The organism is Pseudomonas sp. A125 (assembly GCF_055409485.1).
Genome location: NZ_JBUZVP010000002.1, coordinates 151,624 through 174,496 on the forward strand (window position 1 = coordinate 151,624; position 22,873 = coordinate 174,496).

The window sequence follows — 22,873 nt, forward strand, 5'->3', positions numbered from 1 at the left end:
TAATCGCATCAAATGCGATGAATGAATTCGCGTCGCTGAGGAGTGGGCTTCCATGATCGAAGACTTTTGGAAGGATAAGTACCCCGCCGGGATTGCTTCAGAAATCAATCCAGACGAGTATCCAAATATTCAGGCGGTACTGAAACAGTCCTGCCAGCGCTTCGCCAACAAACCGGCTTTCAGCAACCTGGGCAAGACACTCACCTACGGTGAACTGTACGAGCTGTCTGGCGCGTTTGCCGCGTACCTGCAACAGCATACCGACTTGCAGCCCGGTGATCGAATCGCCGTGCAACTGCCCAACGTCCTGCAATACCCGGTCGCCGTGTTCGGTGCTATCCGTGCTGGCCTGATCGTGGTCAACACCAACCCGCTGTACACCGCGCGGGAAATGGAACACCAATTCAACGACTCCGGTGCCAAGGCCCTCGTCTGCCTGGCCAACATGGCGCACCTGGCTGAAAAAGTCGTGCCCAAGACCGCCGTCAAGCACGTCATCGTCACCGAAGTCGCCGACCTGTTGCCGCCGCTCAAGCGCCTGCTGATCAACAGCGTCATCAAGTACGTGAAGAAGATGGTCCCGGCCTACCACCTGCCCAAGGCGATCAAGTTCAACCACGTATTGGCCAAGGGTCACGGCCAGCCGGTCAACGAAGTCAGCCCTGCCAGCGACGAAGTCGCGGTGCTGCAATACACCGGCGGCACCACGGGCGTTGCCAAGGGCGCGATGCTGACCCACCGCAACCTCGTGGCCAACATGCTGCAATGCAAGGCGCTGATGGGTTCCAACCTCAATGAAGGCTGCGAGATCCTCATCACCCCGCTGCCGCTGTACCACATCTATGCCTTCACCTTTCATTGCATGGCGATGATGTTGATCGGCAACCACAACATTTTGATCAGCAACCCGCGCGACCTGTCGGCGATGGTCAAGGAACTGTCGAAGTGGAAGTTCAGCGGCTTTGTCGGCCTGAACACCCTGTTTGTTGCGCTGTGCAACAACGAGGCCTTCCGCAATCTGGATTTCTCGGCGCTGAAAGTCACCCTGTCCGGCGGCATGGCCCTGCAACTGGCAGCGGCCGAGCGTTGGAAAGCGGTCACCGGCTGCTCCATCTGCGAAGGTTACGGCATGACCGAAACCAGCCCGGTGGCCACTGTGAACCCGATCCAGCACATCCAGATCGGCACTATCGGCATTCCGGTGCCGTCGACCTTGTGCAAGGTCATCACCGATGACGGCGTCGAGCTGGCGCTGGGCGAAGTGGGCGAGCTGTGTGTCAAGGGCCCGCAAGTGATGAAGGGCTACTGGCAGCGTGAAGACGCCACTGCCGAGATCCTCGACAGCGAAGGCTGGCTGAAGACCGGTGACATCGCGATCATCCAGCCCGATGGCTACATGCGCATTGTCGACCGCAAGAAGGACATGATTCTGGTCTCCGGCTTCAACGTCTACCCCAACGAGCTTGAGGACGTGCTGGCGACCCTGCCGGGCGTGCTGCAATGCGCGGCCATTGGTGTGCCGGACGAGAAGTCCGGGGAACACATCAAGATCTTCATCGTGGTCAAGCCGGGTGCCACCCTGACCAAAGACCAGGTGATGGAACACATGCGCGCGAACGTCACCGGCTACAAAGTGCCCAAGGCTGTGGAATTTCGCGATGCACTGCCGACTACCAACGTGGGCAAGATTTTGCGCCGTGAGTTGCGTGACGAAGAGCTGAAGAAAGCCGGCTTGAAGAAGTAACCGGCCCCCACAACAAAAAGCCCCGCAGATGCGGGGCTTTTTTGTTGAACGCTGATTCCGCAACTTGGAATGCAATCCAAATGTGGGAGCTGGCTTGCCTGCGATAGCGGTGGGCCAGTCACAGCAGTGTGAGCTGACCCACCGCTATCGCAGGCAAGCCAGCTCCCACAGGTTTAAACCGTATTCCTACAGTGCGAACTGCGCGAAACTCACGCCAGCGCCGGTTGGGCGTACATCTTTCAGGAACGAATCCTTGTCGGCACTCAGCTCCAGCGTGATCTCAGGCTTGCGCTTGCCGGCATTGCGCACCACCAGGCCTTCGAGCTTCTCGCGCAAAAACACGGTTGGCACTTTCAAGTGCAGCAACTGGTCGCTTTCAGCGTTGTGCATCAACAAGTGAATCCACTCGTACTGGCCCACGGCAATCCGGCCCACTGGCAGGTCGAACCACCAGATGTTGCGTTTGCGGTCCAGGTCGGTGAAATGGCAGTTGTTGACGCCGAGTACGGCACCGCCCAGTTCCAGGTTTCTGCGGGCGATGGCCTGTGCTTTATTGAGTTTCATAACCTTCCTACGGGATCTGTTATCCAGCGCTTGCGCCCGGATGTGCCCGGCATTCTCGTGGGTTGGCCGCAAAACATAAAGCCCAACCTGCTGCGGGTGAGTAAATGAGCGATGAAATGCCGGGCAAAAAATAATTGAAACTCTCGGGAAAGGCCAAGGGTCAACCCCTACGTAGTGACCAAAATCCTTGATTGTTCCCAGGAGAAATACCATGAGTAGCACATCGGATAAGGCAAAAGGTTTAGCGAACGAGGCCGTCGGCAACATCAAGCAAGGCGTTGGCAAAGCCACCGGCAACGACAAGCTGCGGGCTGAAGGCGTGGTTCAGGAAAAGAAAGGCGACGTGCAAAAAGCAGTCGGCGACACCAAGGACGCGGTAAAGAAAGCGACCAAATAGGCCTTCCCCGGCTGACTGCAATCGAGCAGCCCGACGGCCATCCACGGATGGCCGTTTTTGTGTCGCTGACAGTGATTAAACTTTGGAAATTGTTTCAAGGTCGCCAAATGGGCTACCTTGATGTAGAAAACGGCCCCTGAGTCGCCCACGAACCCAACCTTTTGCGGCGAAAGGAGACGCTATGATTTTTCCGGTATTACAAGGCTTGCCCCTGCACAAAGTGCTGGTACGCACCGTCAAGGAGTTCGTCGATGACGAGATGCCTACGTACGCCTCGGCACTGGCCTACCAGATGCTGTTCTCGCTGTTTCCCTTCCTGCTGTTCCTGATTGCCCTGATCGGTTTCCTGCACCTGCCGGACTTCTTCACCTGGCTGCGCATGCAGTCGGAACTGGTGCTGCCGCCCCAGGCCCTGGAGCAGGTCAACCCGGTGATCGACCAGTTGCAGCAATCCAAGGGTGGCCTGCTGTCGGTGGGTATCGTGATCGCGCTGTACACCGCCTCGGCGGGCGTGCGCCTGATGATGAGCGCGATGAACGCCGCCTACGACGTGGTAGAAGGCCGGCCAATCTGGAAGCGTTTCCCATTGTCGATCTTCTACACCGTCGGCATCGCCGGCATGCTGTTGGCCGCCGCCGCGTTGATGGTGCTCGGGCCGCAAGTGATGGAGTGGCTGGCGGGGCAGATCGGCATGCAGGAGTTCGTGGTCACGCTGTGGACCATCCTGCGTTGGCCCTTGATTGTCATCCTGTTGATGTTCTCCGTGGCCTTGATGTACTACGTGATGCCCGACGTGAAGCAGAAATTTCGCTTTATTACCCCGGGTTCGGTGCTGGCCGTGGTGGTCTGGATCATCGCTTCCCTGGGTTTTGGCTACTACGTCAAAACCTTTGCCGACTACAACGCCATGTATGGCAGTATCGGCGCGATCATCGTGTTGCTGCTGTACTTCTACATTTCGGCTGCTGTGCTGTTGCTGGGGGCGGAGATGAATGCGGTGATCGAACATATGTCGGCCGAAGGCAAGGATCCTGGTGAAAAGGACTTTGAGGAGCACGACGACAAACAACATGTCTCAGGCCTTGGCCGGGACCACTCACTCAAGCCCACTACCGATGAAGTCTGATCGATGATCCGTGAAATCCTGAAAATGGGCGATGAGCGCCTGCTGCGTGTTGCCCCGCCGGTGCCACCAGAGATGTTCGACAGCCCCGAACTGTGGCAATTGATTGATGACATGTTCCAGACCATGGAGCACGTAGGCGGCGTGGGCCTGGCCGCGCCGCAAATTGGTGTGGACCTGCAACTGGTGATCTTCGGTTTCGAGAGCAGCGAACGCTACCCGGACGCACCTGCCGTGCCCCAGACCATCCTGATCAACCCGTTGATCACGCCGCTCGCTCCGGTGCTGGAAGAAGGCTATGAAGGTTGCCTGTCGGTGCCTGGCTTGCGTGGGGCGGTGGACCGTTACCAGCAGATTCGTTACGAAGGCTTCGACCCCAAGGGCGAGCCGATTGTGCGGATTGCCGAAGGCTTCCATGCACGGGTGGTACAGCACGAGTGCGATCACCTGATCGGCCGGCTATACCCGTCGCGGATTACCGATTTCAGCAAGTTCGGGTTTATCGAGGTGATGTTCCCGGACATGGACCCCACCGCCGACGAGTAACCGGCGATTCCTGTGGAGAGGGGGCTTGCTGTGGCGAGGGAGCTAGCAGTGGTGAGGGGGCTTGCTGTGGCGAGGGAGCTTGCTGTGGCGAGGGAGCTTGCTCCCGCTGGGCTGCGCAGCGGCCCCAAAATTCTGGGAGCGCTTCGCACTCCAGCGGGAGCAAGCTCCCTCGCCACAGCAAGCTCCTGCTCTACAGCAAGCTCCCTCCCCACAGCAAGCTCCTGCTCTATAGCAAGCTCGCTCCCCACAGCAAGCTCCTGCTCTACAGCAAGCTCTCTCATCACAGATGGTTTATTTTGCGGGCTTAACAAACCGCAACGTCATCCGGTCCGACTCGCCAATCGCCACATACTTCGCCCTATCCTTCTCCCCCAACGTCAGCGCCGGCGGCAAGGTCCAGACCCCGTCCGGGTAGTCCTTGGTATCTTTCGGGTTGGCATTCACCTCGCTCTGCCCCTCAAGCTTGAACCCCGCATCCGTCGCCAGTTTCACCACATACGCAGTAGTCAGGTAACCACTGTGCTTGATGTCTTCCAGCGACGCTCCATCCTTGGCCCGGTGATCCACCACCCCCAGCACGCCGCCCGGTTTGAGCACCTTGAAGAACGCCTCGAACATCGCCGGCGCTGTATCTGCCATCACCCAGTTATGCACGTTGCGAAAGGTCAGCACCGTATCTGCTGAACCAGGCGTGCCCAGCACCGGCGCCTTGGGGTCGAACTCGGCAAAGCCGGCCTTGGCGTAATGCACCCGGTCTGCGGCGAATTTCTTTTTCAGGTTCTCTTCTGAAGTGCGCGCATAAGCACTGCTGCTCGGCGCCTGCACGGCGGCGATGTAATGGCCGTTATCCTTGAGCAGCGGCGCCAGCACTTCGCTGTACCAGCCGCCACCCGGGGTGATTTCGATCAGCGTCTGGTTGGCCCGCAGGCCAAAGAATTCCAGGGTCTGTTGCGGATGACGATACACATCGCGCGCGCTGTTGGCCGGCACACGCCAACTGCCGGCGAGCACGGTTGCATACTGCTCGGCAGAAACCGGCGCTTGGGCTGCCTGGCTCAAGGCCGGGGCGAGGAGGGCGGCAAGGGACAAAGCTGCAAGGGTCGCTTTCATGATCTTCCAGGTAATGGGCCACGGTAAAGCCGAGGCTAGCACGGGGCCCATAAACGCGGTTTACACATTATCGACGGTCGACCTCACCAACGGTTCTAAGCCCATGGCGATCATGGGCTTGTTGCGTTTGTATCGCACCAGGCGCTCGGACAACGACTGCGGCAGCAGCGTGTCCTGGGTAAAACCGAGGCGCTGGTAGAAGCCTTCCAGCTCCGGATGGCACAGCAGCCACAGCGTCCCCTCGACGCTGGCAGCGGCGTCCCGGATCAGCCGCGCCGCCAGCCCTTGGCCACGCATCGCCGGGTCGACAAACAGCCCGGTCAGCCATTGCCCGCCCACCACGGGCGTGAGGCACAGGCCCGCGACAATCTCGCTGCCCTTGGCCACCCACAACTGGCCGCCCTTTAGAGCCTTCATCGGTGAGTTGTGGCGGCGGTAAAACTTGTTCAGCAGCGGCCACAAAGGCTCTGCCAGTCGATCGATGTGCAACTCGGGCATGGTTTTCAAACACGCAGGTTCTGGGGCTGCGGATTATAAGTCGGGCAAAGCGCCTTCTGTTGGCCAATCGGTGGTATACCCAATGTTACATCCCTTGTAAGTGGAGCACGCATCATGGCCAAAGGTCTGAATTCCAAGAAAGCTGACAAGAAGAAACCGGCAAAGACCGCCGATGAAAAACGCGCCGACAAAAAGGCCAAGAAAACCGACAGCAACCTGTTCGGCCATTAAGTTCTAAGGTAAGCACCAAACGATCTGCAAGATTTTCCCGCCTCATTGCACAGAGCAGGATGAAGCCGACTTTTTCGTCGGCCACGCCTGCCCTGAGCTGCCGATGTCCAACTACCTAGATGCAACCCACAGCCTCGAAATCGACGCCCTGGCCCGCACGTTTACCGCCCGTACCGAGTGGCCGACCTGGCTGCTGTTGATGGGCGTGTATGCCGGCTGGTTTGCCGTGATGTTTGCCAGCCACTGGCTTGGCGTATGGCTGAGTACCGCGCTGCTGATCCCGCTCGTGGCGCTGTGGATGTCCCTGCAACACGAGCTCCTGCACGGCCATCCCACCCGTTTCAATGCGCTGAACAAACTCCTCGGCTACGCCCCGTTTGCCGTCTGGTATCCCTACACGCTGTACCGCAACTGCCACCTTGTGCACCACAACGACGAAGACCTGACGGTGCCCGGCATCGACCCGGAAAGCCGCTACCTGAATCAGCGACAGTGGGACGCCAGTTCGCTGTTCGAGCGCACGTTGCATTGGCTGACCAAGACCGTCCTCGGGCGCTTCCTGCTGGGTTCGCCGCTGGCGCTGTGGAAGCTGGCGCGCAACGAGTTCAGGCGCCTGCGCCAAGGCCAGCGCCAAGCCTGGCTGATGTGGTTCAGCCATGGCGCCGTGACCCTGCTGATGTTGACGTTCATCGCTCATTACAGCGCACTGCCGGTGTGGCACTACGTGGCACTGGTCAGCCTGCCGGCCTTGTCGGTGGCGGCGATCCGTTCCTACTATGAACACCGCCCGCACCCACAACCGGAACAGCGCACGGTGCTTAACGAAGCCGCCTGGCCGTGGACCTGGTTGTTCCTCAACAACAACCTGCACCTGGTGCACCACGACTTGCCGAAACTGCCGTGGTATTTGCTGCCCACCGTCTACCGCGCACGCCGTGAACAATGGGTGGCGCGCAGCGGCGGGTTCCTGGTGCAGGGTTACGGCCAGTTGATCGGCCGTCATGGGCTCAAGGCCATCGACAGCCCACGGCACCCTTTTGCTTGAGAGACGATCATGACTGACCGCTACGCCGAACTGCTGATGTACGTGGCACCGCAGCAGGTGCAACAGGCCAACGAAGTTTGGCTGTCGCGCATTCTGGAACGCCTGGGCGCGACCCGCCGCACTGCCGAGCACCTCGACCTGCGCGCCCTGTGGCGTGCCCCCGAATTGCTGCTGACGCAAACCTGCGGCTACCCGCTGATGACCGAGCTGCGCGGGCAAGTCCAGGTGATCGGCCGCCCGCGCTACGAACTGCCCCACAGCAGTGCCGGCACCCATTGCAGCCTGCTGCTGACCCGCGGCGACAATCCGCGCAGCGCCCTGGCCGACTTTTACAACAGCCGTGGCGTGATCAATGGCCATGACTCCAACAGCGGCATGAACCTGCTGCGCGAACGCCTGGCGCCACTGCAGCAGGGCGGCCGGTTCTTTGCCGAGGTGGGCATCAGTGGTGCCCATCGCGAAAGCCTGCGCTGGCTGCGCGAAGGCCGTGCCGACCTTGCCGCCATCGACAGCGTGACCTTCGACTACCTCGCACGCTATGCGCCGGATGAAGTCGCGGGGCTGCGGATTGTCACCCGCAGTGCATCCAGCCCGACGTTGCCGTACATCAGCGCGTCAGGCTCAAGTGAACACCTGCGTGAGGCCATGAACCGCGCCTTGCAGGATCTGCCCGAGGTTGTGCAAACCCTCGGCGTACACGAAGTGCTGCCCGCCACCGAAGCTGATTACCAAGTGCTGCTGGATTACCGGCAACAGGCCGACGCCTTGGGTTACCCGAGGCTTCAATAAGGTTATATAAAAATACCTTTTAAATATTATTAAAGAATAAGCAGCCTTGCTAGGATCGCTCCACCGGAACACCGGACATAACGCGCAACCTACTCAGATGGAGCCACTATGTCCGGCGCCGACACTTCTCACAGCGACTACGTGGGCGGATTATTCCGCAGTCATTACGACTGGCTGTGCAGCCGTTTGCACCGCCACCTCGACTCCCGCGCCCATGCCGAAGACATTGCCGCCGACACCTTCGTCCAGCTCCTGAGTTCCCCGGGCGTGACGCCGATTCGCCAGCCACGCGCCTTGCTCACCACCATCGCCCAGCGCCTGATGTACCAGCTGTGGCGCCGCCGTGACCTGGAGCGCGCTTACCTCGACGCTCTCGACCGGGATGAAACCTCGCCCGCACCTTCGCCTGAGGATTTGGCGCAAATGCTCGAAGCGCTGCAGGCCATCGACCTGATGCTCGACGGCTTGCCGGCCAAGGTCAAGGCGACCTTTTTGCTGTCGCAACTCAATGGCCTGACCTACCCGCAAATCGCCGCAGAGCTGGGCATCTCCCAGCGCTCGGTCAGCGACTACATGACCCGCGCCGTCAACCGTTGCCTGCGGCTGTGCCTGGAATGAGCGACGAACTGCTCGACAGTGCCACGCGCTGGGTGGTGTTGCTGCGCTCCGGCGAGGCGAGTGCCGCCGACTGGCAGCGTTACCACCAATGGCGCGCCGCAGACCCGCGCCACGAAGCGTTGTGCCAACAACTGGAAACCCGCCTCGGCGTGTTTCAGGTCCCGCAGGCCCAAGGCGTCAGCGGCAAAGTCTTGCAGCAAGCATTGGATGCGCCGTCCAGCCGCCGTACCGTGTTGCGCGGGGCCTTGGTGGGTGCCGGCCTGATGCTGGGCGCCGGCTGGCTGGCGCGGCCTATGGTGGAGGATCTCAGCGCCGACATACGCACCGGCACCGGTGAGCGGCGCACCGTGGAATTGGCCGATGGCAGTGAGTTACTGCTCAATGCCCGCAGTGCCGCCGATATCCAGTTCGACCCACGACGGCGCGTGGTACGCCTGCGCGACGGCGAGTTACTGGCGAAGATTGCCAAGGACAGCAACCGAGCGTTTTTCATCCAGACCGATCAAGCCCGGCTGCGGGCCTATGGCAATCGGTTGTTGCTGCGCGAGCGCAAAGGGCAGGGCCACGTTGTCGCGCTCAATGGCGCGCTGGAGATCGACGGCCAGAACGGCGAACGCCTGCAACTGGAGGCCGGGCACGAGGTGACTTACGACCGCTTCGGCTTCGGCCCGGTGCTGGCCAGTTCCTCGGGTGCGACCGCGTGGATCGACGGCTTCCTGCAAGTGCGCGACCGCCCGCTGGTGGAGGTGATCGACGCGCTGCGGCCTTACCACAACGGCGTGCTGCGCCTCGATCCGGCAGTGGCCGGGCTGCGGGTCAGCGGCCTGTACCGCCTCGACAACCCGGACCAGATCCTCGACACCCTGGCACGCACGCTGCCGATCCACATCACCCGCCGGACCGGCTTGTGGGTGACCGTCAGTGCCGCCTGAAAACCCCAAGGCCAGTAGCATCCCCCGTAGCAGCTGTCGAGCTTTAGCGAGGCTGCGTCAGGATCGCCTCGGTATCCCGTCGGAACTGCGGTGCTGCCATCGCAGACTCGCCGAGGCTCGACAGCTCCTACGGGGGGGACGGGATTGTAGTTCTAACGACATAACCAAACGATCTGCAAGTTTTGCCCTGGCCATCCCACATCACTCCCGTAGGCGCTGCGGGGAGCAGCGTTCAGGAGTTTCCTTGGGGGGAGCCAACATGAGCCCATTCAACCGTACACCGCTTCGAACCTTTGCCCTGGTGCCGTTGGCCAGCCTGTTCCTGTCGTTCGCTGCCAGTGCCGAAGACGCGCGCCAGGTCTACCACATCGCCCCCGGCCCGCTGGACGAGGTGCTGCTGAACATCAGCCGCCAGAGCGGCCAGGTGATTTCCTTTACGCCGCAGTTGGGCAACTATTCCTCGGCCCGCGTCGACGGCTCACTGTCGGCGCAACAGGCCGTAGACGCCGCGCTCAAGGGCACCGGCCTGCAAGTCCAGGTCAGCCCGGACGGTGCCTTCATCATCAAGGAAGGCGCCAAGGCGCTGCCTGCCAGCAACAGCATCAAGGCACAAACCGCTGCCGCCCAAGCCCCGACCCTCGACCGCGTGGTTGCCATCGGCACCCGTCGCAGCGACGCCACAGCCCTGACCAGCAGTGCCCCGGTGGATGTGATCAACGCCGAAGAACTCAAGCAAACCGGCGCCACCAGCCTTAACCAGGCGCTGTTCCAGTTACTGCCCTCGTTCAACTTTCCGCAGAACAACAGCGCCACCCGTGGGCAAGACCCCAAAGGCGCATCCCTGCGCGGCCTGTCGCCCGACCAGACCCTGGTGCTGATCAACGGCAAGCGCCGGCACACCTCGGCGGTGGTGAACATCTCCGGCGGCGTGCCGTTCATTGGGGCGCAGCCGGTGGACCTGGACATGATCCCCATCAGCGCCATCGACCACGTTGAAGTGCTGCGCGATGGCGCCTCGGCGCAATACGGTTCTGACGCGGTCGCCGGGGTGGTCAACATCGTGCTCAAGGAGCGTGACAGCGGTGGCGGCATCAACACCCAACTGGGCAAATACGCCCAGGGCGACGGCTTCAGCAAAACCACCGACGGCTGGTACGGCATCGGCTTGCCGGGCGACGGCTTTCTTACCCTGAGCTTCAACACCCTGAACAACAAACCCGATGACATCGGCGATAAATACGTCGCCGACGGCCAGGTACAAGACCCGCGCTGGGGCGGTGCCGGGCGTGACAAATACAACCTGGCGGCCAACGCCGAAATCGGCCTGAACGACCAATGGCGCCTCTACAGCTTCGCCACCTTCGGCCAGGACACCTCGGTCAACAACACGCCGCCGCTGCTGGCCAGCAGCCCCAACAACGTGGCCGGGATCTACCCTAACGGCACCATCCCGAAATACCGCTATCGCTATGAAGACGGCGCCATCACTGTCGGCACCCGCTATGAAGACGAGAGCATCGGCCGCTTCGATTTGAGCGCCACCTACGGCCGCGACGAGCACGACGAACTGGCATTCAACACCGTCAACCCGAGCTATGGCCTGAACAGCCCGACCAAGTTCAACGTCGCCACGCTGGTCAACGACCAGACCAACATCACCCTGGATTACGCCAAGGACTTGAACGTCGACTGGTCGACCCACCCGCTCACCGTGTCGGCAGGCGTTGCCTACCGGCATGAACAATACCGGCTGGAGGCGGGCGACTACGATTCCTACTCCTACGGCGGCATTGATGGCGTGCAGGTCGGCGCGGTGCAGGCGTCAGGCCTGACCCCGGACGACGCCGGCACCTTCAAGCGTGATGTGGGCGGCGTGTACTTCGGCCTCGAAAACCAGGTTACCGACAAGCTCCAGGTCGGCATTGCCGGGCGTACCGAGCACTACTCGGACTTCGGTTCGGCCACCACCGGCAAGCTCTCGGCGCGTTATGACTTCACCCCCAAAGTCGGCCTGCGGGCCACGGTCAACAACGCCTACCACGCGCCCAGCCTGGGGCAGATCGGCACCTCATGGACCACCACCACCAACCTCGACGCCAACGGCAACCCGGTGTTGACCCGCATGCTGCCGGCCGATAACCCGGCCGCCCGCGCCTTGGGTGCCCAGCCGCTCAAGCCCGAGAAGTCGACCAACTACTCCCTGGGCCTGGTGCTGCGCCCAACCGACCAGGCGTCCCTGACCATCGACGCCTACCAGATTTCGATTCGTGATCGCCTGCTGTTCAGCGGCGGTATTTCCGGGCCGCTGGCCGAGCAGATCCTCAAGGACGCCGGCTACGGCCAGTACTCCTGGGCGCAGTTCATGACCAACGCCGCCGATACCCGCACCCGCGGCGTCGACATCGTGGGCAAGTACAACCTGGACCTTGAACAGTTCGGCAACCTGAACCTGTCGGCGGGCTACACCAAGGCCCGCACCACCATCGAGAAAATCCACGAAAACCCCAACGGCTTTGAAGTGCTGACTCGCGAGTCCCGAGGCTTTTTGGAGCACGGCTACCCGGAAGACAAACTGGTGTTTGGCGCGATCCACAAGCTCAACCAATGGACCATCGCCCTCAACGAAACCCGTTACGGCAAGTACCGCAAATATGCCTCCAGCGAGGCCAACGCGCAGTACGACCAGACCTTTGGTGCGCAATGGACCACCGACCTGGACGTGAACTACGCCTTCACCAAACAACTGCGGGTGTCGGTGGGCGTCAACAACCTGTTCGACAGCAAACCTGACGACTACAACACCCGTTTGCGCCAGACCCCGGGCCAGCAATACAGCTACCTGTCGCCGACGGCGCCGGAAGGGGCGTTCTACTACACGCGGCTCAGTTATGACTTTTAAACCCTGATGCAAAACCTGTGGCGAGGGAGCTTGCTCCCGCTGGGGCGCGTGGCGGCCCCAAGAACTTTGGGCCTGCTGCGCAGTCCAGCGGGAGCAAGCTCCCTCGCCACAAGAGCACTCTTCATGGAATCACCAAGAGGTAACACATGAAAACAATCAAGAACCTGCTCGGTGGCTCGCTATTGGCACTCACCGTCCTGGCACAATCAGCCACGGCCGCCGAACCTGCCAAGCCGATCCACTTCGGTGACATCACTTGGGAAAGCGGCAGCCTGATCACCGAGGTGCTGCGCCTGATCGTCGAGAAAGGCTACGGCCTGCCCACCGACACCTTGCCCGGCAGCACCGTGAGCCTGGAGGCCGCCCTGGCCAAGGACGATATCCAGGTGATCGGCGAAGAATGGGCCGGGCGCAGCCCTGCTTGGGTCAAGGCCGAAAACGAAGGCAAAGTGTTTGGCCTGGGCGACACCGTCAAAGGCGCCACCGAAGGCTGGTGGGTGCCCGAATACGTGATCAAGGGCGCCGCCGAGCGTGGCATCAAGCCCCTGGCCCCGGAGCTTAAATCGGTGGCCGACCTGGCCCGCTACAAAGACGTGTTTCGCGACCCCGAAGACCCAACCCGTGGGCGCTTTCTCAACAGCCCCACCGGCTGGACCTCCGAGATCGTCAACAGCCAGAAACTCAAGGCTTACGGCCTGACCGACAGCTTCGTCAACTTCCGCACCGGTTCCGGCGCGGCGCTGGACGCCGAGGTGGCTTCGTCGATCCGTCGCGGCAAGCCGGTGCTGTTCTACTACTGGTCGCCGACGCCGCTGCTGGGTCGCTTCAAGCTGATCAAACTGGAAGAACCACCGTTCAACGCCGACGCCTGGAAGACCCTGGCCGACGCCAACAACCCGCACCCCATCGGCACCCGTTCGATGCCGGCGCGGTTGGCGATTGGCGTGTCGGCGCCGTTCAAGGCGCAGTACCCGCAACTGGTCACATTCTTTGAAAAGGTCGACCTGCCGATTGACCTGCTCAACGGCATCCTCGCGCAAATGGCCGAGAAACGCACCGCGCCGCGTCAAGTGGCCGAAGCGTTCCTGAAAGAACAACCGCAGGTCTGGCAGCAATGGGTGCCGGCAGACGTCGCGGCCAAGGTTAAAGGGAGTCTCTGATGCGCAAGCTCATCGCAGCCACACTGTTGGCGCTGTGCGCCGGGCCACTGCTGGCAGCAGAGCCCGCCACCCTGCGTGTCGGTTACCAGAAAAGCTCGGTGAGCATGGTGCTCGCCCGTGAGCATCACCTGTTCGAACAGGGGCTGCCGGGCACCAAGGTCGAGTGGATCGAGTTCCTTGGCGGCCCACCGCTGATCGAAGCCTTGAACGGCGGCAGCATCGACATCGGCAATATCGGCGACATCCCGCCGATCTTCGCCCAGGCCGCCGGCATCGACATGCGCTACATCGGCGTCGAACCGAATGACGGCCGCACCGAAGCCATCCTATTGCCCAAGGACAGCACCGTGCACAGCGTGGCCGAGCTCAAGGGCAAGCGCGTGGCGCTGCTCAAGGGCTCCAGCGCCCACAACCTGTTCCTCAAAAGCCTGCTGCGTGCCGGCTTGCAGTGGAAGGACGTGAACGTGGTGTACCTGTCGCCCTCCGACGGCCGCGCCGCGTTTGAACAAGGCAAGGTCGATGCCTGGGTGGTGTGGGACCCGTACTACTCGGCGGCTGTGGTGGACGGTTCGGCGAAGGTGCTGGGAGATGGCCAGGGGCTGAACCCGGCAGGCAGTTTCTTTATTGCCAGCGGCCCGTTTGCCCAGCAGCACCCGCAAGCGATTGCCGCGATTCTCAAGGTGTTTGCCCAGGCCCAACGGTTGTCGCTGGACCAGCATGATCAAAGCGTCGCGCTGATGGCCAAGACCTTGGGCTTGCAGCCGGCGGTGGTAGAAAGCTACTTCCAGCACCGCTCACCGACCCCGAGCCGACCTTTGAACGCGACGGACATCGCCACCCAACAAGGCACGGCCGACGCGTTTTTCGCCAACGGCCTGATTCCGAAAAAGGTCGATGTGCAGCAAGTCGTGTTCAAGGCCCCCTAACGTTTCCGCTATGCAAACACCCCTGTGCAGAGAAGGCTTTTGTAGTGAGGGGGCTTGTCCCCCGCTGGGCTGCGAAGCAGCCCTGAAACCTGTCACCCCGCTCTGCCTGAAACCCTCGGCGACTTCATTGGGGCCGCTTCGCGGCCCAACGGGGGACAAGCCCCCTCACCACAAAAACCCTCCCAGCCACAAAGATCCTCCCAGCCACAAAGATCCTCCCAGCCACAAAGATCCTCCTAGCCACAAAAAACCTCCCAGCCACAAAAAACCTCCCAGCCACAAAAAGGTCCTTACTCAAGGCCCCATCGCAACCCATCAGTGAGCAGACCATGCAACCGATCTACATCGACTTCCTCAACGGCCTGGACATCGACGAACTGGCCCTGACCAACGACGAAATCCTCAACGCCATCGAAGCCAGCCTGGCCATCCAGGGCCGCAGCGAGGCGGTGATCGAGCCGCGCATGCACCTGATTCCCGGCGGTGAAATCAACGGCCACTTCAACGTGCTGCGCGGTGTGCTGGGCGGCGCAATCGGCTACGCCGGGGTCAAGGTGGTGGGCGATTTTGTCGACAACTACCGCAAGGGCCTGCCCTCGGAACTGGCGATTCTCAACCTGCTGGACCCGGCCACCGGCATCCCCAAAGCCATCCTCGACGCCTCGGCGATCACCGACATGCGTACCGGCGCGGTCACCGCCATCGGTGCCAAATACCTGGCCCGGCCCGACAGTAAAGTCCTCGCGCACATCGGTGCCCGTGGCACCGCGTATTGGAACGTGCGGCTGCTGGACCACCTGTTCGACTTCGACGAAATTCGCGTGCACTCACGCCGCAGTGAAAGCCGCGAAGCCTTTGCCGAACGCCTGCGCCGCGACCTCGGCAAGCCGGTGATTGTCACCGACGATTGGGAGTCCACGGTGCGTGACGCCGACATCGTGGTCGAGGCTTCACGCCTGGATCAGCCGCAACCGTTGCTGCGTACCGAGTGGATCAAACCCGGCGCGTTCGTCGTGCCCTACGGCACCATGAGCGCGGTGGAGTTGTCGTTGACCGACATCATGCACAAGCTGGTGGTGGACGATTGGGGCCAGTGCAAGGGCGGGATGTTCGGCGCATTGCGCGCCCATGTCGACGCCGGAAAACTCAGCGCCGAGACCTTGCATGCCGAGCTTGGGCAGATCGTGGCCGGCTTGAAAAGCGGCCGGGAAACTCCCGAAGAAACCATCCTGTTCTGGCACCGCGGCTTGAGCCTCAGCGATATCGCCCTGGGCCATGCGCTGCTGGAAAAATCCAAACGCCTGGGCATCGGCCAACGGTTGCGCTGGGCATGATTCACTTAGACCCCCGTGGTTTGACGATTGAGGGTTTGCTGTTGATTGCCCGGCAAGACGCGCCGGCTGACTTCAGCGCTGCCGCCCGCCAGCGTATCGACGAAGGGCATCAACTGTTGCTGCGGCTGGTGGCGCAAGGCGCGCCGATTTACGGCGTGACCACCGGCCTCGGTGCGGCGGTGGACACGCCGGTAGCGCCCGTGCAGGCAAGCATTCCTTTGGGGCGTGCGGTGGGCGTGGGGCGCCTGGCCAATCGACAGGAATTACGCGCGATCACCGCCGCCCGTTTGGCAGGTTTGGCCCAAGGGCGTTCGGGGATTTCGCCGAGGGCGGCGCAGGCGCTGATGGATTTGCTCAACTCTGGCATCGAGCCTGAGGTGCCATTGCTCGGTTCGTTGGGCGAGAGCGACCTTGCCCCACTGGCGCATTTGAGCCTGGCGCTCAACGTGCCACTGACGGGCAAGGATGGCCTGGCGCTGGTGTCGGCCAACGCCGCCAGCATCGGCCTCGGGGCGTTGCTGGTGGCCGAGGCCGAACAGGCATTGCAGGCCGTGATGGCGGGGCTGGCGTTGTCGTGTGAAGGCTATCGGGCCAACCTCAGTCCTTTCCAGCCTTGGGCTTCGCGGTTGCGCCCGGCGCCGGGGCAGAGTGAACAGTCAGCGGCGTTGCTGCGGTTAGTCGATGGCGGCGAATTGGCCGATCACCCGCGTCGCTTGCAAGACCCGTTGAGCTTTCGGTGTGCCACCGTGGTTCAGGGCGCGGCGCAGCAGGCAGTGCAGGCGTTGCGCGAGTTGATCGAACTGGAACTGGCCAGCGGTGCGGACAATCCGGCGTTGATCAGTGAAGACGCGCGGGTGCTGGCCACGGCGAATTTCGACAGCACGCACCTGGCACTGGCGGCGGAATGCTTGGGCCTGGCGTTGAGCCGCTTGGCGGTGTGCAGCGCCGAGCGGATTGCCAAACTGTTGTCGCCGGCTTCCAGTGAACTGCCGCGCTTTTTGATCAACCAGCCCGGGCACGTGGGCATGGCGGCCTTGCAGCGCACCAGTTCGGCGTTGATGGCAGAGATCGGGCATTTGGCCAATCCGATTCCGGCGGTGAGTGTGCCGGTGGCCGATCGCGTGGAAGATTATGCGGGACAGGCGCTGGCGGTTGTCGAGAAAACCCGGCAACTGGTACAGCGCGTGGTGTGGCTGGCCAGTATTGAGTTAATCGTGGCCGCGCAGGCGGTGGACCTGCGCGGCACGCTGCAGCTGGGGCAGGGCACCCGGCGCATTCATCAGGCGGTACGCAGCCAGGTGGCGCACCTGGATCAGGATCGCTCGGGGTCGGTGGATGTGTTGGCGTTAAGTGCATTCATCGAAAACGATGGCTTGAACCCCATTCTCTAAACCAACGAAGAACCCATGTGGGAGCTGGCTTGCCTGCGATAGCGGTGTTGGATTCACCATCGCTATCGCAGGCAAGCCAGCGCCTACAGGTTGATCGCATTTCAGGTCATGGATTTTCAGCGGCAAGGGCGGCAATCACCGCCGGCCGTTCGCCTACCCGCTGCTGAAATTCTGCCAGCGCCGGCCACTGCTGCAAATCGATATCAAACAATCGCGCCCAACGCAGCACCACAAACAGGTACGCATCCGCCACCGAGTACTGTGCGCCCAGCAGGTAATCCTGACGCTCCAGCGTCTGCACCAGAATCGCAAACCGCTTGAACAGCGTGGCCTTGAACAGTGCTTTTACTTCCTGCGCGATCGCGTCTTTGAACAACACAGCCAGCCCGCCATGGATCTCGCTGCCGACAAAATTCAGCCACTCCTGCAACCGTATCCGCTCCCAGCTGCCATTCACCGGCGCCAGGCTGGCCCGCGGCGCAAGATCGGCCAGGTACTGCAGGATGGCGGCACCTTCGGTCAGCACCTCACCCTTATCCAGGCGCAGTGCAGGCACGTAGCCCTTGGGGTTGATGAGCAGGAAATCTTCGCCGTCGGCGGTGGTTTTTTTCTGGTTGTCGATGCGATTCAGTTCAAACGGCAAACCCGCTTCCAGCAATACGATATGGGCAGCGAGGGAACAGGCATTCGGCAAAAAATACAGCTTCATCAAGGCAGCTCCGTTGGACATTTGCGCCAGTCTCAATGGCATGACACCTTGGGTAAAATTAAACTTTCAGAACCACCCATAAGGACAGCTACTGCCATGATGAACCTGATGCACTGGCGCCTGATGGTGGCCGTGGCGGACAACGGCAGCATCACCGCGGCCTCTGAGCGCGTGGGCATGACCCAGTCTGCCGCCAGCCAGGCGATGGCGGCCATCGAGGCCAACCTCGGTGCGCAATTGTTCACGCGTGAGGCCCGCCAAACCTTGCCTACGGCCTTGGGCTTGCAGGTGATCGAGCAGGCGCGGGTGATGTTGGGGGCGTTGCAGGCTATTCGCAGCACCGTGGATGAAGCACGCCCCATGCTGCGTGGGACGATTCGTATCGCCAGCTTTCCCATGGTGCTGGCAGCGTTCCTGGCGCCGCTGCTGCGGCGTTTCAACCAGCTGTATCCGGGTATTGAAGTGACCACCCTGGAGGTGACGGACAACGAGGTGAACACCTTGCTCGATGCCGGCCTGATCGACCTGGGCGTGGTGCTCAACCCTAAGCCCGAGCGCAATGCCACGCTGCTGGGGCGGGACAACTGGCTGGCGGTGCTGCCGGCCGGGCATGCACTGGCCGCTCGCCCGGGCCGGGATTCGGTGACGTTTGAAGAGTTGCTGCAACAACCTTTTGTGCTGGCTACCGGCGGTTGCACGGCCAATGCCCGCAGCCTCAGCGCTGAAGTCGGTTTGGTCATCCAGGACATCCGGGTGGAAGTGCGTGAATGGAGCAGCGCCTTCAGCCTGGTACGTGAAGGAGTAGGCGTGACGCTGGTGCCGGAAATCACCCTCCCGGCGCAGCGCCAGGGCCTGTGCGTGATGCCCCTGAGCGTTCCGGTTTATCGCGAATTTGCCTTGGTCGGTTCAACCAGCCGTTCACCTTCCCCTGCGGTGAATGCCTTGTTGAAAATGCTCGCTGACTAGTGGCCTTGCATAGCGCCAACGCCTGACTATGCTCATCCAGAACCGTTGATGACGCATTGCATATAAAGCGTTTCGGATGGTTTTCCCCATAAAGGTCTGCAATCAAGATTCAAGCCGTGAATGGAATGCGCCCGCGTGGGCGACGGGAAAATAAAGGGTGATCCGACATGTTCAACCGCCAACACAAATCCGACCTGCTGGAAATCGAACGTTTCTCCTGCGCCCTCACCGAAGCCAAGGCCAAATTGGCCGCCATCAGCCGTTCCATGGCAATGATCGAGTTTGACCGCGACGGCATCGTGCTGGATGCCAATGAACACTTCTGCAAGACCATGGGCTACAGCGCCGAAGAAATTCGCGGCAAGCATCACCGGATTTTCTGCGAAGAGGCCTACACCCACACCGACGCCTACGCCAAGCTATGGCGCGACCTGGCGCGGGGCGAGGCCCTGAGTGGCACCTTCATGCGGCTGAATAAACATGGCCAGGAAGTGTGGCTGGAAGCCAGCTACATGCCGGTGCTCGGTGCCGACAACCAGGTGAAAAGCGTGATCAAGGTCGCCTCGGACATCTCGGCGCGGATACACCGCGAGCATGAAAACCAGAGCCTGATCGACGCGATTGGCCGCTCCATGGCGGTGATCGAGTTCACCCCGCAAGGCCAGATCCTGAATGCCAACGACAACTTCCTGAAGACGGTGAAGTATTCCCTCAGTGAAATCGTTGGCCAGCACCACAGCCTGTTTTGTCATCGCGGGGAGACCGAGTCGCCGGCCTACAAAGCATTCTGGGCCTCGCTTAATCGCGGCGAATATCACTCTCACCGGTTTGAGCGCAAAGACAAATTCGGACAAACGCTGTTTCTGGAGGCTTCCTACAACCCGATCTTCGATGCCAACGGGCGCCTGTACAAAGTGGTGAAGTTCGCCAGTGACATCACCGACCAGGTCACCACCTTGCGCACCGCCGCCGACTCGGCCCACGCCACCTCGGTGCAGAACGACGCCTGTGCCCGCAAGGGTTCGCAAGTGGTGCAGCAGACCGTACAGATCATCGAAGAGATTTCCCGCGACCTGAACCAGGCGGCCATCAGCATTGATGCGGTGAGCAAGCAGTCGGACATCATCGGCAGCATCGTGCAGACCATTCGCGGCATCGCCGACCAGACCAACCTGCTGGCGCTGAACGCCGCGATCGAAGCGGCCCGAGCGGGTGAGCATGGGCGGGGGTTTGCGGTGGTGGCGGATGAAGTACGCAGTTTGGCGGCGCGAACCAGCCAGGCGACGATCGAGATTGTGGACGTGGTGCGCAAAAACCACGACCTGTCGATCAGCGCGGTGTCGAGCATGCAGTCGAGCTTGAGTCGTACGGGGCTTGGGGTAGAGCTGGCGAATGAGGCGGGGCAGGTGATCCTGGAGATTCAGGAAGGGTCACGGCATGTGGTGGATGCGATCAGTCAGTTCAACTCCACGTTGCAACTGCAGTAACCGGTATTCATGACTGGCACATGACCTGTGGTGAGGGGGCTTGCTGTGGTGAGGGAGCTTTTGTGGTGAGGGGGCTTGCTGTGGTGAGGGAGCTTTTGTGGTGAGGGGGCTTGCTGTGGTGAGGGAGCTTGCTCCCGCTGGGCTGCGAAGCGGCCCCAAAATCCCGGGAGCGCTGCGCACTCCAGCGGGAGCAAGCTCCCTCACCACAGCAGCTCCCTCACCCCAGCAAGCTCCCTGACCACAGGGTTTGTATTGTCTGGGTTTAGATCGCAGCCAGGGTCTCTTTCACCGTCTGCGCCTGCGGGTCTGCGGTTTTCGCCGCTACTTGCTGCGTCTGCTGCTCTTTCAGGCGCTCTGCCACTTCCTTGGAAATAGCATCCTGTTTATCCGCAGGCAGGTTCTTCACATCGGCCTCGGTCAAACCCTGTTCCTTGAGCAGTTGCTCACGGATGCGCTCGGCCGGGCTCTTCTTCATGTAGTCGGTGAAATCACTGCGAGCCGACGAGGTGGAATCGGTCTTGGGCACATCGGTGGTCGACGTGGTCGCCGTAGTGGCCTGCAACTGCACGCGGGTCTTGGCAAAGGCCGCGTTGATGTTGTCGGCGGTGGCGTCGGCGGCTGCCTGGGTGGTGGTCACCCCCGCGGCGCCCTGCGCGTTTTGCGCGGCACCGCTGTACAGCGCGCTGGCGGCGGCGTTGGCCGGGTCCATGTCGGCGCGCTTGATGCGTTGGATCGTCGACTGAGCCTGGGGATTGTTGTTGATCAGCATGATCAGGACACCTGTGGATGTGAGCGGTGCCTCTGGTGGAGCAATTAGCGTGCCCAGTGGTATAGCCCCGTGTTTACGGGGCTTTTGGCCGCCACCGTCGGCAAACGTTGGCGTGCCGACGGCGATTGTTTGCCGCTAGTGGGCAATGTTCTCCAGCGCCAGGTTGCGGGTACGCGGGCCGAACCAACTGATGGTGATCATCACGATCAACATGCTGCTGGCAATAAACGCCAACACGCCCGGCGTGCCGAGGTGTTCGAGGATCACGCCAATCAGCAAACTGCTGAACACCGTTGACAAGCGGCTGAACGAATAGCAGAAACCTACCGCCCGGGCGCGGATGTTGGTGGGGAACAGTTCGCTCTGGTAGGAGTGGTAACTGAAGCTCAACCAGGCGTTACAAAACGTGATCATCACCCCGCAAATCACCAGCCCTACGGCGGTGGTTTGCAGCGCGAACAAGCTGCCGAAGATCACCGCGCCGAGCGCCGAGCCGACAATCTGCCATTTGTTTTCAAAACGGTTCGCCACCTTCACAAACAGCAGCGGCCCCAGCGGGTAGGCGAGGGTGATGATAAAGGCATAACCCAAACTGTGGGTCACGCTCACGCCCTGGCCCGAGAGCAGCGCCGGCAGCCAGTTGCCGAAGCCGAAAAAGCCGATGGCCTGGAACACATGAAACACAATCAGCATCAACGCCCGGCGCCGGTACGGCGGTTGCCAGATATCGGCAAACCGCCCTTGGCCCTGCACGCTGACGGCTTGCGGTTCCGGCTCATCCAGTGGCTTGCCGTGGTCCTTCTGGCAGCGTGCCTCCAGGCTGTGCATGATCTGCCCGGCCTCGTCGAATCGGCCTTTTTGCGCCAGCCAGCGCGGTGATTCCGGCAGGCGTTTGCGCAGTTGCCAGATAAACAGCGCAAACACCGCACTGCTCAACACCACCCAGCGCCAGCCCGAAACCCCGAACGGCGCCTGCGGCACCAGCCACCACGACATCAGCGCCACCGCCGGCACCGACAGGAACTGGATGAAAAACGCAAAGGCAAACGCCGAACTGCGCATGCGCTTGGGCACCAGTTCCGAGAGGTAGGCGTCGATGGTCACCAGCTCGATCCCAAGGCCAATGCCTACCAGAAAGCGCATGCAGATAATCCCCAAGGCTGAGGTCTGGATGCCCATCAGCACGGTGGCGACGGTGTACCAGATCAACGCAAAGGTGAAGATCGCCCGGCGCCCGTAGCGGTCGGCAATCGGGCTGAGCAGGCTGGCGCCGAGGAACAGGCCGAGGAAGGTCGCCGAGGCAAAGGCTGCCTGGTCGGAGAAACCGAATACGCCTTGGCTACCGGTGTGAAAAATTCCGTCGCTGATCAAGCCGGGGCTGATGTAGGCGGTCTGGAACAAGTCGTACAGCTCGAAAAAACCGCCGATCGACAACAGGGCTACCAAACGCCAAATGGTGGCAACGGCGGGCAGGCGATCGATGCGTGCGCTGATGTGCGCGGCGCGAATTGGGTCGATGCCGTCTGCAGCAGAAAGTGAAGGCATGGGAGTCGTCCAGGGGCAGAGACCTGGAATCTTAGCCTGCTATCGGAAATCAGCGTTTGTGAAAATTGAGGATTTATCGGCACATCCGCT

At 61.4% G+C, this 22,873-nt stretch carries 20 protein-coding genes and 2 pseudogenes; 16 read left to right on the top strand and 6 right to left on the bottom strand.

Annotated features, from left to right (window positions below; translation table 11 throughout):
* The first annotated feature begins 52 nt into the window (after positions 1–52).
* On the top strand, positions 53–1,744 hold the full coding sequence (gene fadD1 / locus ACZRN6_RS03675; RefSeq protein ID WP_464007230.1) for a long-chain-fatty-acid--CoA ligase FadD1: 1,692 nt from the start codon (positions 53–55) through the stop codon (positions 1,742–1,744).
* 186 nt (positions 1,745–1,930) lie between these two features.
* Here the strand turns inward: fadD1 and ACZRN6_RS03680 are convergent, their stop codons facing one another.
* The gene (locus tag ACZRN6_RS03680) at positions 1,931–2,308 is read right to left on the bottom strand and encodes a hypothetical protein (RefSeq protein ID WP_464007231.1); all 378 of its coding nucleotides are present in this window, start codon (positions 2,306–2,308) and stop codon (positions 1,931–1,933) included.
* 211 nt (positions 2,309–2,519) lie between these two features.
* On the opposite strand from ACZRN6_RS03680, the gene ACZRN6_RS03685 reads away from it, so the two are divergent.
* The 3 genes from ACZRN6_RS03685 (at position 2,520) to def (ending at position 4,374) form a co-directional block, all read left to right on the top strand.
* Positions 2,520–2,705 (top strand): CsbD family protein, encoded by a 186-nt coding sequence (locus ACZRN6_RS03685; protein WP_322147043.1) that lies wholly within the window; start codon positions 2,520–2,522, stop codon positions 2,703–2,705.
* A 181-nt stretch (positions 2,706–2,886) separates the two neighbouring features.
* Positions 2,887–3,831, top strand: a complete 945-nt coding sequence (locus ACZRN6_RS03690; RefSeq protein WP_322147042.1) for a YihY/virulence factor BrkB family protein — start codon at positions 2,887–2,889, stop codon at positions 3,829–3,831.
* 3 nt (positions 3,832–3,834) lie between these two features.
* Complete coding sequence (gene def, locus ACZRN6_RS03695; RefSeq protein ID WP_322147041.1) at positions 3,835–4,374, top strand: peptide deformylase; 540 nt, start codon at positions 3,835–3,837, stop codon at positions 4,372–4,374.
* 291 nt (positions 4,375–4,665) lie between these two features.
* On the opposite strand, the gene ACZRN6_RS03700 is transcribed toward def, so the two are convergent.
* Together ACZRN6_RS03700 and ACZRN6_RS03705 are read right to left on the bottom strand one after the other, a co-directional pair.
* A complete protein-coding gene (locus ACZRN6_RS03700) occupies positions 4,666–5,484 on the bottom strand; it encodes a class I SAM-dependent methyltransferase (RefSeq protein ID WP_464007232.1) in 819 nt (272 codons plus the stop codon).
* A 60-nt stretch (positions 5,485–5,544) separates the two neighbouring features.
* Complete coding sequence (locus ACZRN6_RS03705; protein ID WP_322147039.1) at positions 5,545–5,982, bottom strand: GNAT family N-acetyltransferase; 438 nt, start codon at positions 5,980–5,982, stop codon at positions 5,545–5,547.
* A gap of 334 nt (positions 5,983–6,316) precedes the next feature.
* Between ACZRN6_RS03705 and ACZRN6_RS03710 the strand changes: the two genes are divergently transcribed.
* The 9 genes from ACZRN6_RS03710 (at position 6,317) to ACZRN6_RS03750 (ending at position 17,307) form a co-directional block, all read left to right on the top strand.
* Positions 6,317–7,258, top strand: coding sequence for a fatty acid desaturase (locus tag ACZRN6_RS03710; RefSeq protein ID WP_322147038.1), 942 nt, complete (start codon positions 6,317–6,319; stop codon positions 7,256–7,258).
* A 9-nt stretch (positions 7,259–7,267) separates the two neighbouring features.
* Positions 7,268–8,047 (top strand): phosphate/phosphite/phosphonate ABC transporter substrate-binding protein, encoded by a 780-nt coding sequence (locus ACZRN6_RS03715; protein ID WP_464007233.1) that lies wholly within the window; start codon positions 7,268–7,270, stop codon positions 8,045–8,047.
* Between the two features lie 108 nt (positions 8,048–8,155).
* A complete protein-coding gene (locus tag ACZRN6_RS03720; protein WP_464007234.1) occupies positions 8,156–8,665 on the top strand; it encodes a sigma-70 family RNA polymerase sigma factor in 510 nt (169 codons plus the stop codon).
* Positions 8,662–9,597: a FecR domain-containing protein gene (locus ACZRN6_RS03725; protein WP_464007235.1), complete on the top strand. Its 936-nt coding sequence runs from the start codon at positions 8,662–8,664 to the stop codon at positions 9,595–9,597. The genes ACZRN6_RS03720 and ACZRN6_RS03725 overlap by 4 nt, the downstream gene beginning before the upstream one ends.
* 259 nt (positions 9,598–9,856) lie before the next feature.
* The gene (locus tag ACZRN6_RS03730; RefSeq protein ID WP_464007236.1) at positions 9,857–12,496 is read left to right on the top strand and encodes a TonB-dependent receptor domain-containing protein; all 2,640 of its coding nucleotides are present in this window, start codon (positions 9,857–9,859) and stop codon (positions 12,494–12,496) included.
* A 146-nt stretch (positions 12,497–12,642) separates the two neighbouring features.
* Positions 12,643–13,656 carry an ABC transporter substrate-binding protein gene (locus ACZRN6_RS03735; RefSeq protein ID WP_464007237.1) on the top strand — a complete coding sequence of 338 codons (1,014 nt, stop codon included), beginning with the start codon at positions 12,643–12,645 and terminating at the stop codon, positions 13,654–13,656.
* Complete coding sequence (locus ACZRN6_RS03740) at positions 13,656–14,582, top strand: aliphatic sulfonate ABC transporter substrate-binding protein (protein ID WP_464007238.1); 927 nt, start codon at positions 13,656–13,658, stop codon at positions 14,580–14,582. The genes ACZRN6_RS03735 and ACZRN6_RS03740 overlap by 1 nt, the downstream gene beginning before the upstream one ends.
* A 329-nt stretch (positions 14,583–14,911) precedes the next feature.
* A complete protein-coding gene (locus tag ACZRN6_RS03745) occupies positions 14,912–15,916 on the top strand; it encodes an ornithine cyclodeaminase family protein (RefSeq protein WP_464007239.1) in 1,005 nt (334 codons plus the stop codon).
* Positions 15,913–17,307, top strand: coding sequence for an aromatic amino acid lyase (locus tag ACZRN6_RS03750; protein ID WP_464007240.1), 1,395 nt, complete (start codon positions 15,913–15,915; stop codon positions 17,305–17,307). Before ACZRN6_RS03745 ends, ACZRN6_RS03750 begins: the two co-directional genes overlap by 4 nt.
* A gap of 106 nt (positions 17,308–17,413) precedes the next feature.
* Here ACZRN6_RS03750 and gstA read toward each other — a convergent pair whose 3' ends face one another.
* A complete protein-coding gene (gstA, locus tag ACZRN6_RS03755) occupies positions 17,414–18,016 on the bottom strand; it encodes a glutathione transferase GstA (RefSeq protein WP_464007241.1) in 603 nt (200 codons plus the stop codon).
* Positions 18,017–18,112: 96 nt separating this feature from the next.
* Between gstA and ACZRN6_RS03760 the strand changes: the two genes are divergently transcribed.
* From ACZRN6_RS03760 to ACZRN6_RS03770, 3 genes and pseudogenes are all read left to right on the top strand, one after another.
* A complete protein-coding gene (locus tag ACZRN6_RS03760; protein ID WP_464007242.1) occupies positions 18,113–18,982 on the top strand; it encodes a LysR family transcriptional regulator in 870 nt (289 codons plus the stop codon).
* A 272-nt stretch (positions 18,983–19,254) separates the two neighbouring features.
* Positions 19,255–19,878 (top strand): annotated as a pseudogene (locus tag ACZRN6_RS03765) (PAS domain-containing protein); the annotation flags it as partial.
* Positions 19,879–20,040: 162 nt separating this feature from the next.
* Positions 20,041–20,469, top strand: a pseudogene (locus ACZRN6_RS03770) (methyl-accepting chemotaxis protein); the annotation flags it as partial.
* A gap of 262 nt (positions 20,470–20,731) precedes the next feature.
* Here ACZRN6_RS03770 and ACZRN6_RS03775 read toward each other — a convergent pair.
* Together ACZRN6_RS03775 and ACZRN6_RS03780 are read right to left on the bottom strand one after the other, a co-directional pair.
* Positions 20,732–21,238, bottom strand: coding sequence for a hypothetical protein (locus ACZRN6_RS03775; RefSeq protein ID WP_322147026.1), 507 nt, complete (start codon positions 21,236–21,238; stop codon positions 20,732–20,734).
* Between the two features lie 135 nt (positions 21,239–21,373).
* Positions 21,374–22,783: an MFS transporter gene (locus tag ACZRN6_RS03780; protein WP_464007243.1), complete on the bottom strand. Its 1,410-nt coding sequence runs from the start codon at positions 22,781–22,783 to the stop codon at positions 21,374–21,376.
* Positions 22,784–22,873 lie beyond the last annotated feature (90 nt).

What these genes read in the sequence shown, in the direction of transcription:
- ACZRN6_RS03735 (WP_464007237.1), top strand. Translation starts at nt 12,643, where the DNA reads ATGAAAACAATCAAGAACCTGCTCGGTGGCTCGCTATTGGCACTCACC.
- gstA (WP_464007241.1), bottom strand. Translation starts at nt 18,016, where the DNA reads ATGAAGCTGTATTTTTTGCCGAATGCCTGTTCCCTCGCTGCCCATATC.
- def (WP_322147041.1), top strand. Translation starts at nt 3,835, where the DNA reads ATGATCCGTGAAATCCTGAAAATGGGCGATGAGCGCCTGCTGCGTGTT.
- ACZRN6_RS03745 (WP_464007239.1), top strand. Translation starts at nt 14,912, where the DNA reads ATGCAACCGATCTACATCGACTTCCTCAACGGCCTGGACATCGACGAA.
- ACZRN6_RS03760 (WP_464007242.1), top strand. Translation starts at nt 18,113, where the DNA reads ATGATGAACCTGATGCACTGGCGCCTGATGGTGGCCGTGGCGGACAAC.
- ACZRN6_RS03725 (WP_464007235.1), top strand. Translation starts at nt 8,662, where the DNA reads ATGAGCGACGAACTGCTCGACAGTGCCACGCGCTGGGTGGTGTTGCTG.
- ACZRN6_RS03715 (WP_464007233.1), top strand. Translation starts at nt 7,268, where the DNA reads ATGACTGACCGCTACGCCGAACTGCTGATGTACGTGGCACCGCAGCAG.
- ACZRN6_RS03780 (WP_464007243.1), bottom strand. Translation starts at nt 22,783, where the DNA reads ATGCCTTCACTTTCTGCTGCAGACGGCATCGACCCAATTCGCGCCGCG.
- ACZRN6_RS03685 (WP_322147043.1), top strand. Translation starts at nt 2,520, where the DNA reads ATGAGTAGCACATCGGATAAGGCAAAAGGTTTAGCGAACGAGGCCGTC.
- ACZRN6_RS03680 (WP_464007231.1), bottom strand. Translation starts at nt 2,308, where the DNA reads ATGAAACTCAATAAAGCACAGGCCATCGCCCGCAGAAACCTGGAACTG.
- fadD1 (WP_464007230.1), top strand. Translation starts at nt 53, where the DNA reads ATGATCGAAGACTTTTGGAAGGATAAGTACCCCGCCGGGATTGCTTCA.
- ACZRN6_RS03775 (WP_322147026.1), bottom strand. Translation starts at nt 21,238, where the DNA reads ATGCTGATCAACAACAATCCCCAGGCTCAGTCGACGATCCAACGCATC.
- ACZRN6_RS03720 (WP_464007234.1), top strand. Translation starts at nt 8,156, where the DNA reads ATGTCCGGCGCCGACACTTCTCACAGCGACTACGTGGGCGGATTATTC.
- ACZRN6_RS03705 (WP_322147039.1), bottom strand. Translation starts at nt 5,982, where the DNA reads ATGCCCGAGTTGCACATCGATCGACTGGCAGAGCCTTTGTGGCCGCTG.
- ACZRN6_RS03700 (WP_464007232.1), bottom strand. Translation starts at nt 5,484, where the DNA reads ATGAAAGCGACCCTTGCAGCTTTGTCCCTTGCCGCCCTCCTCGCCCCG.
- ACZRN6_RS03740 (WP_464007238.1), top strand. Translation starts at nt 13,656, where the DNA reads ATGCGCAAGCTCATCGCAGCCACACTGTTGGCGCTGTGCGCCGGGCCA.
- ACZRN6_RS03710 (WP_322147038.1), top strand. Translation starts at nt 6,317, where the DNA reads ATGTCCAACTACCTAGATGCAACCCACAGCCTCGAAATCGACGCCCTG.
- ACZRN6_RS03690 (WP_322147042.1), top strand. Translation starts at nt 2,887, where the DNA reads ATGATTTTTCCGGTATTACAAGGCTTGCCCCTGCACAAAGTGCTGGTA.
- ACZRN6_RS03750 (WP_464007240.1), top strand. Translation starts at nt 15,913, where the DNA reads ATGATTCACTTAGACCCCCGTGGTTTGACGATTGAGGGTTTGCTGTTG.
- ACZRN6_RS03730 (WP_464007236.1), top strand. Translation starts at nt 9,857, where the DNA reads ATGAGCCCATTCAACCGTACACCGCTTCGAACCTTTGCCCTGGTGCCG.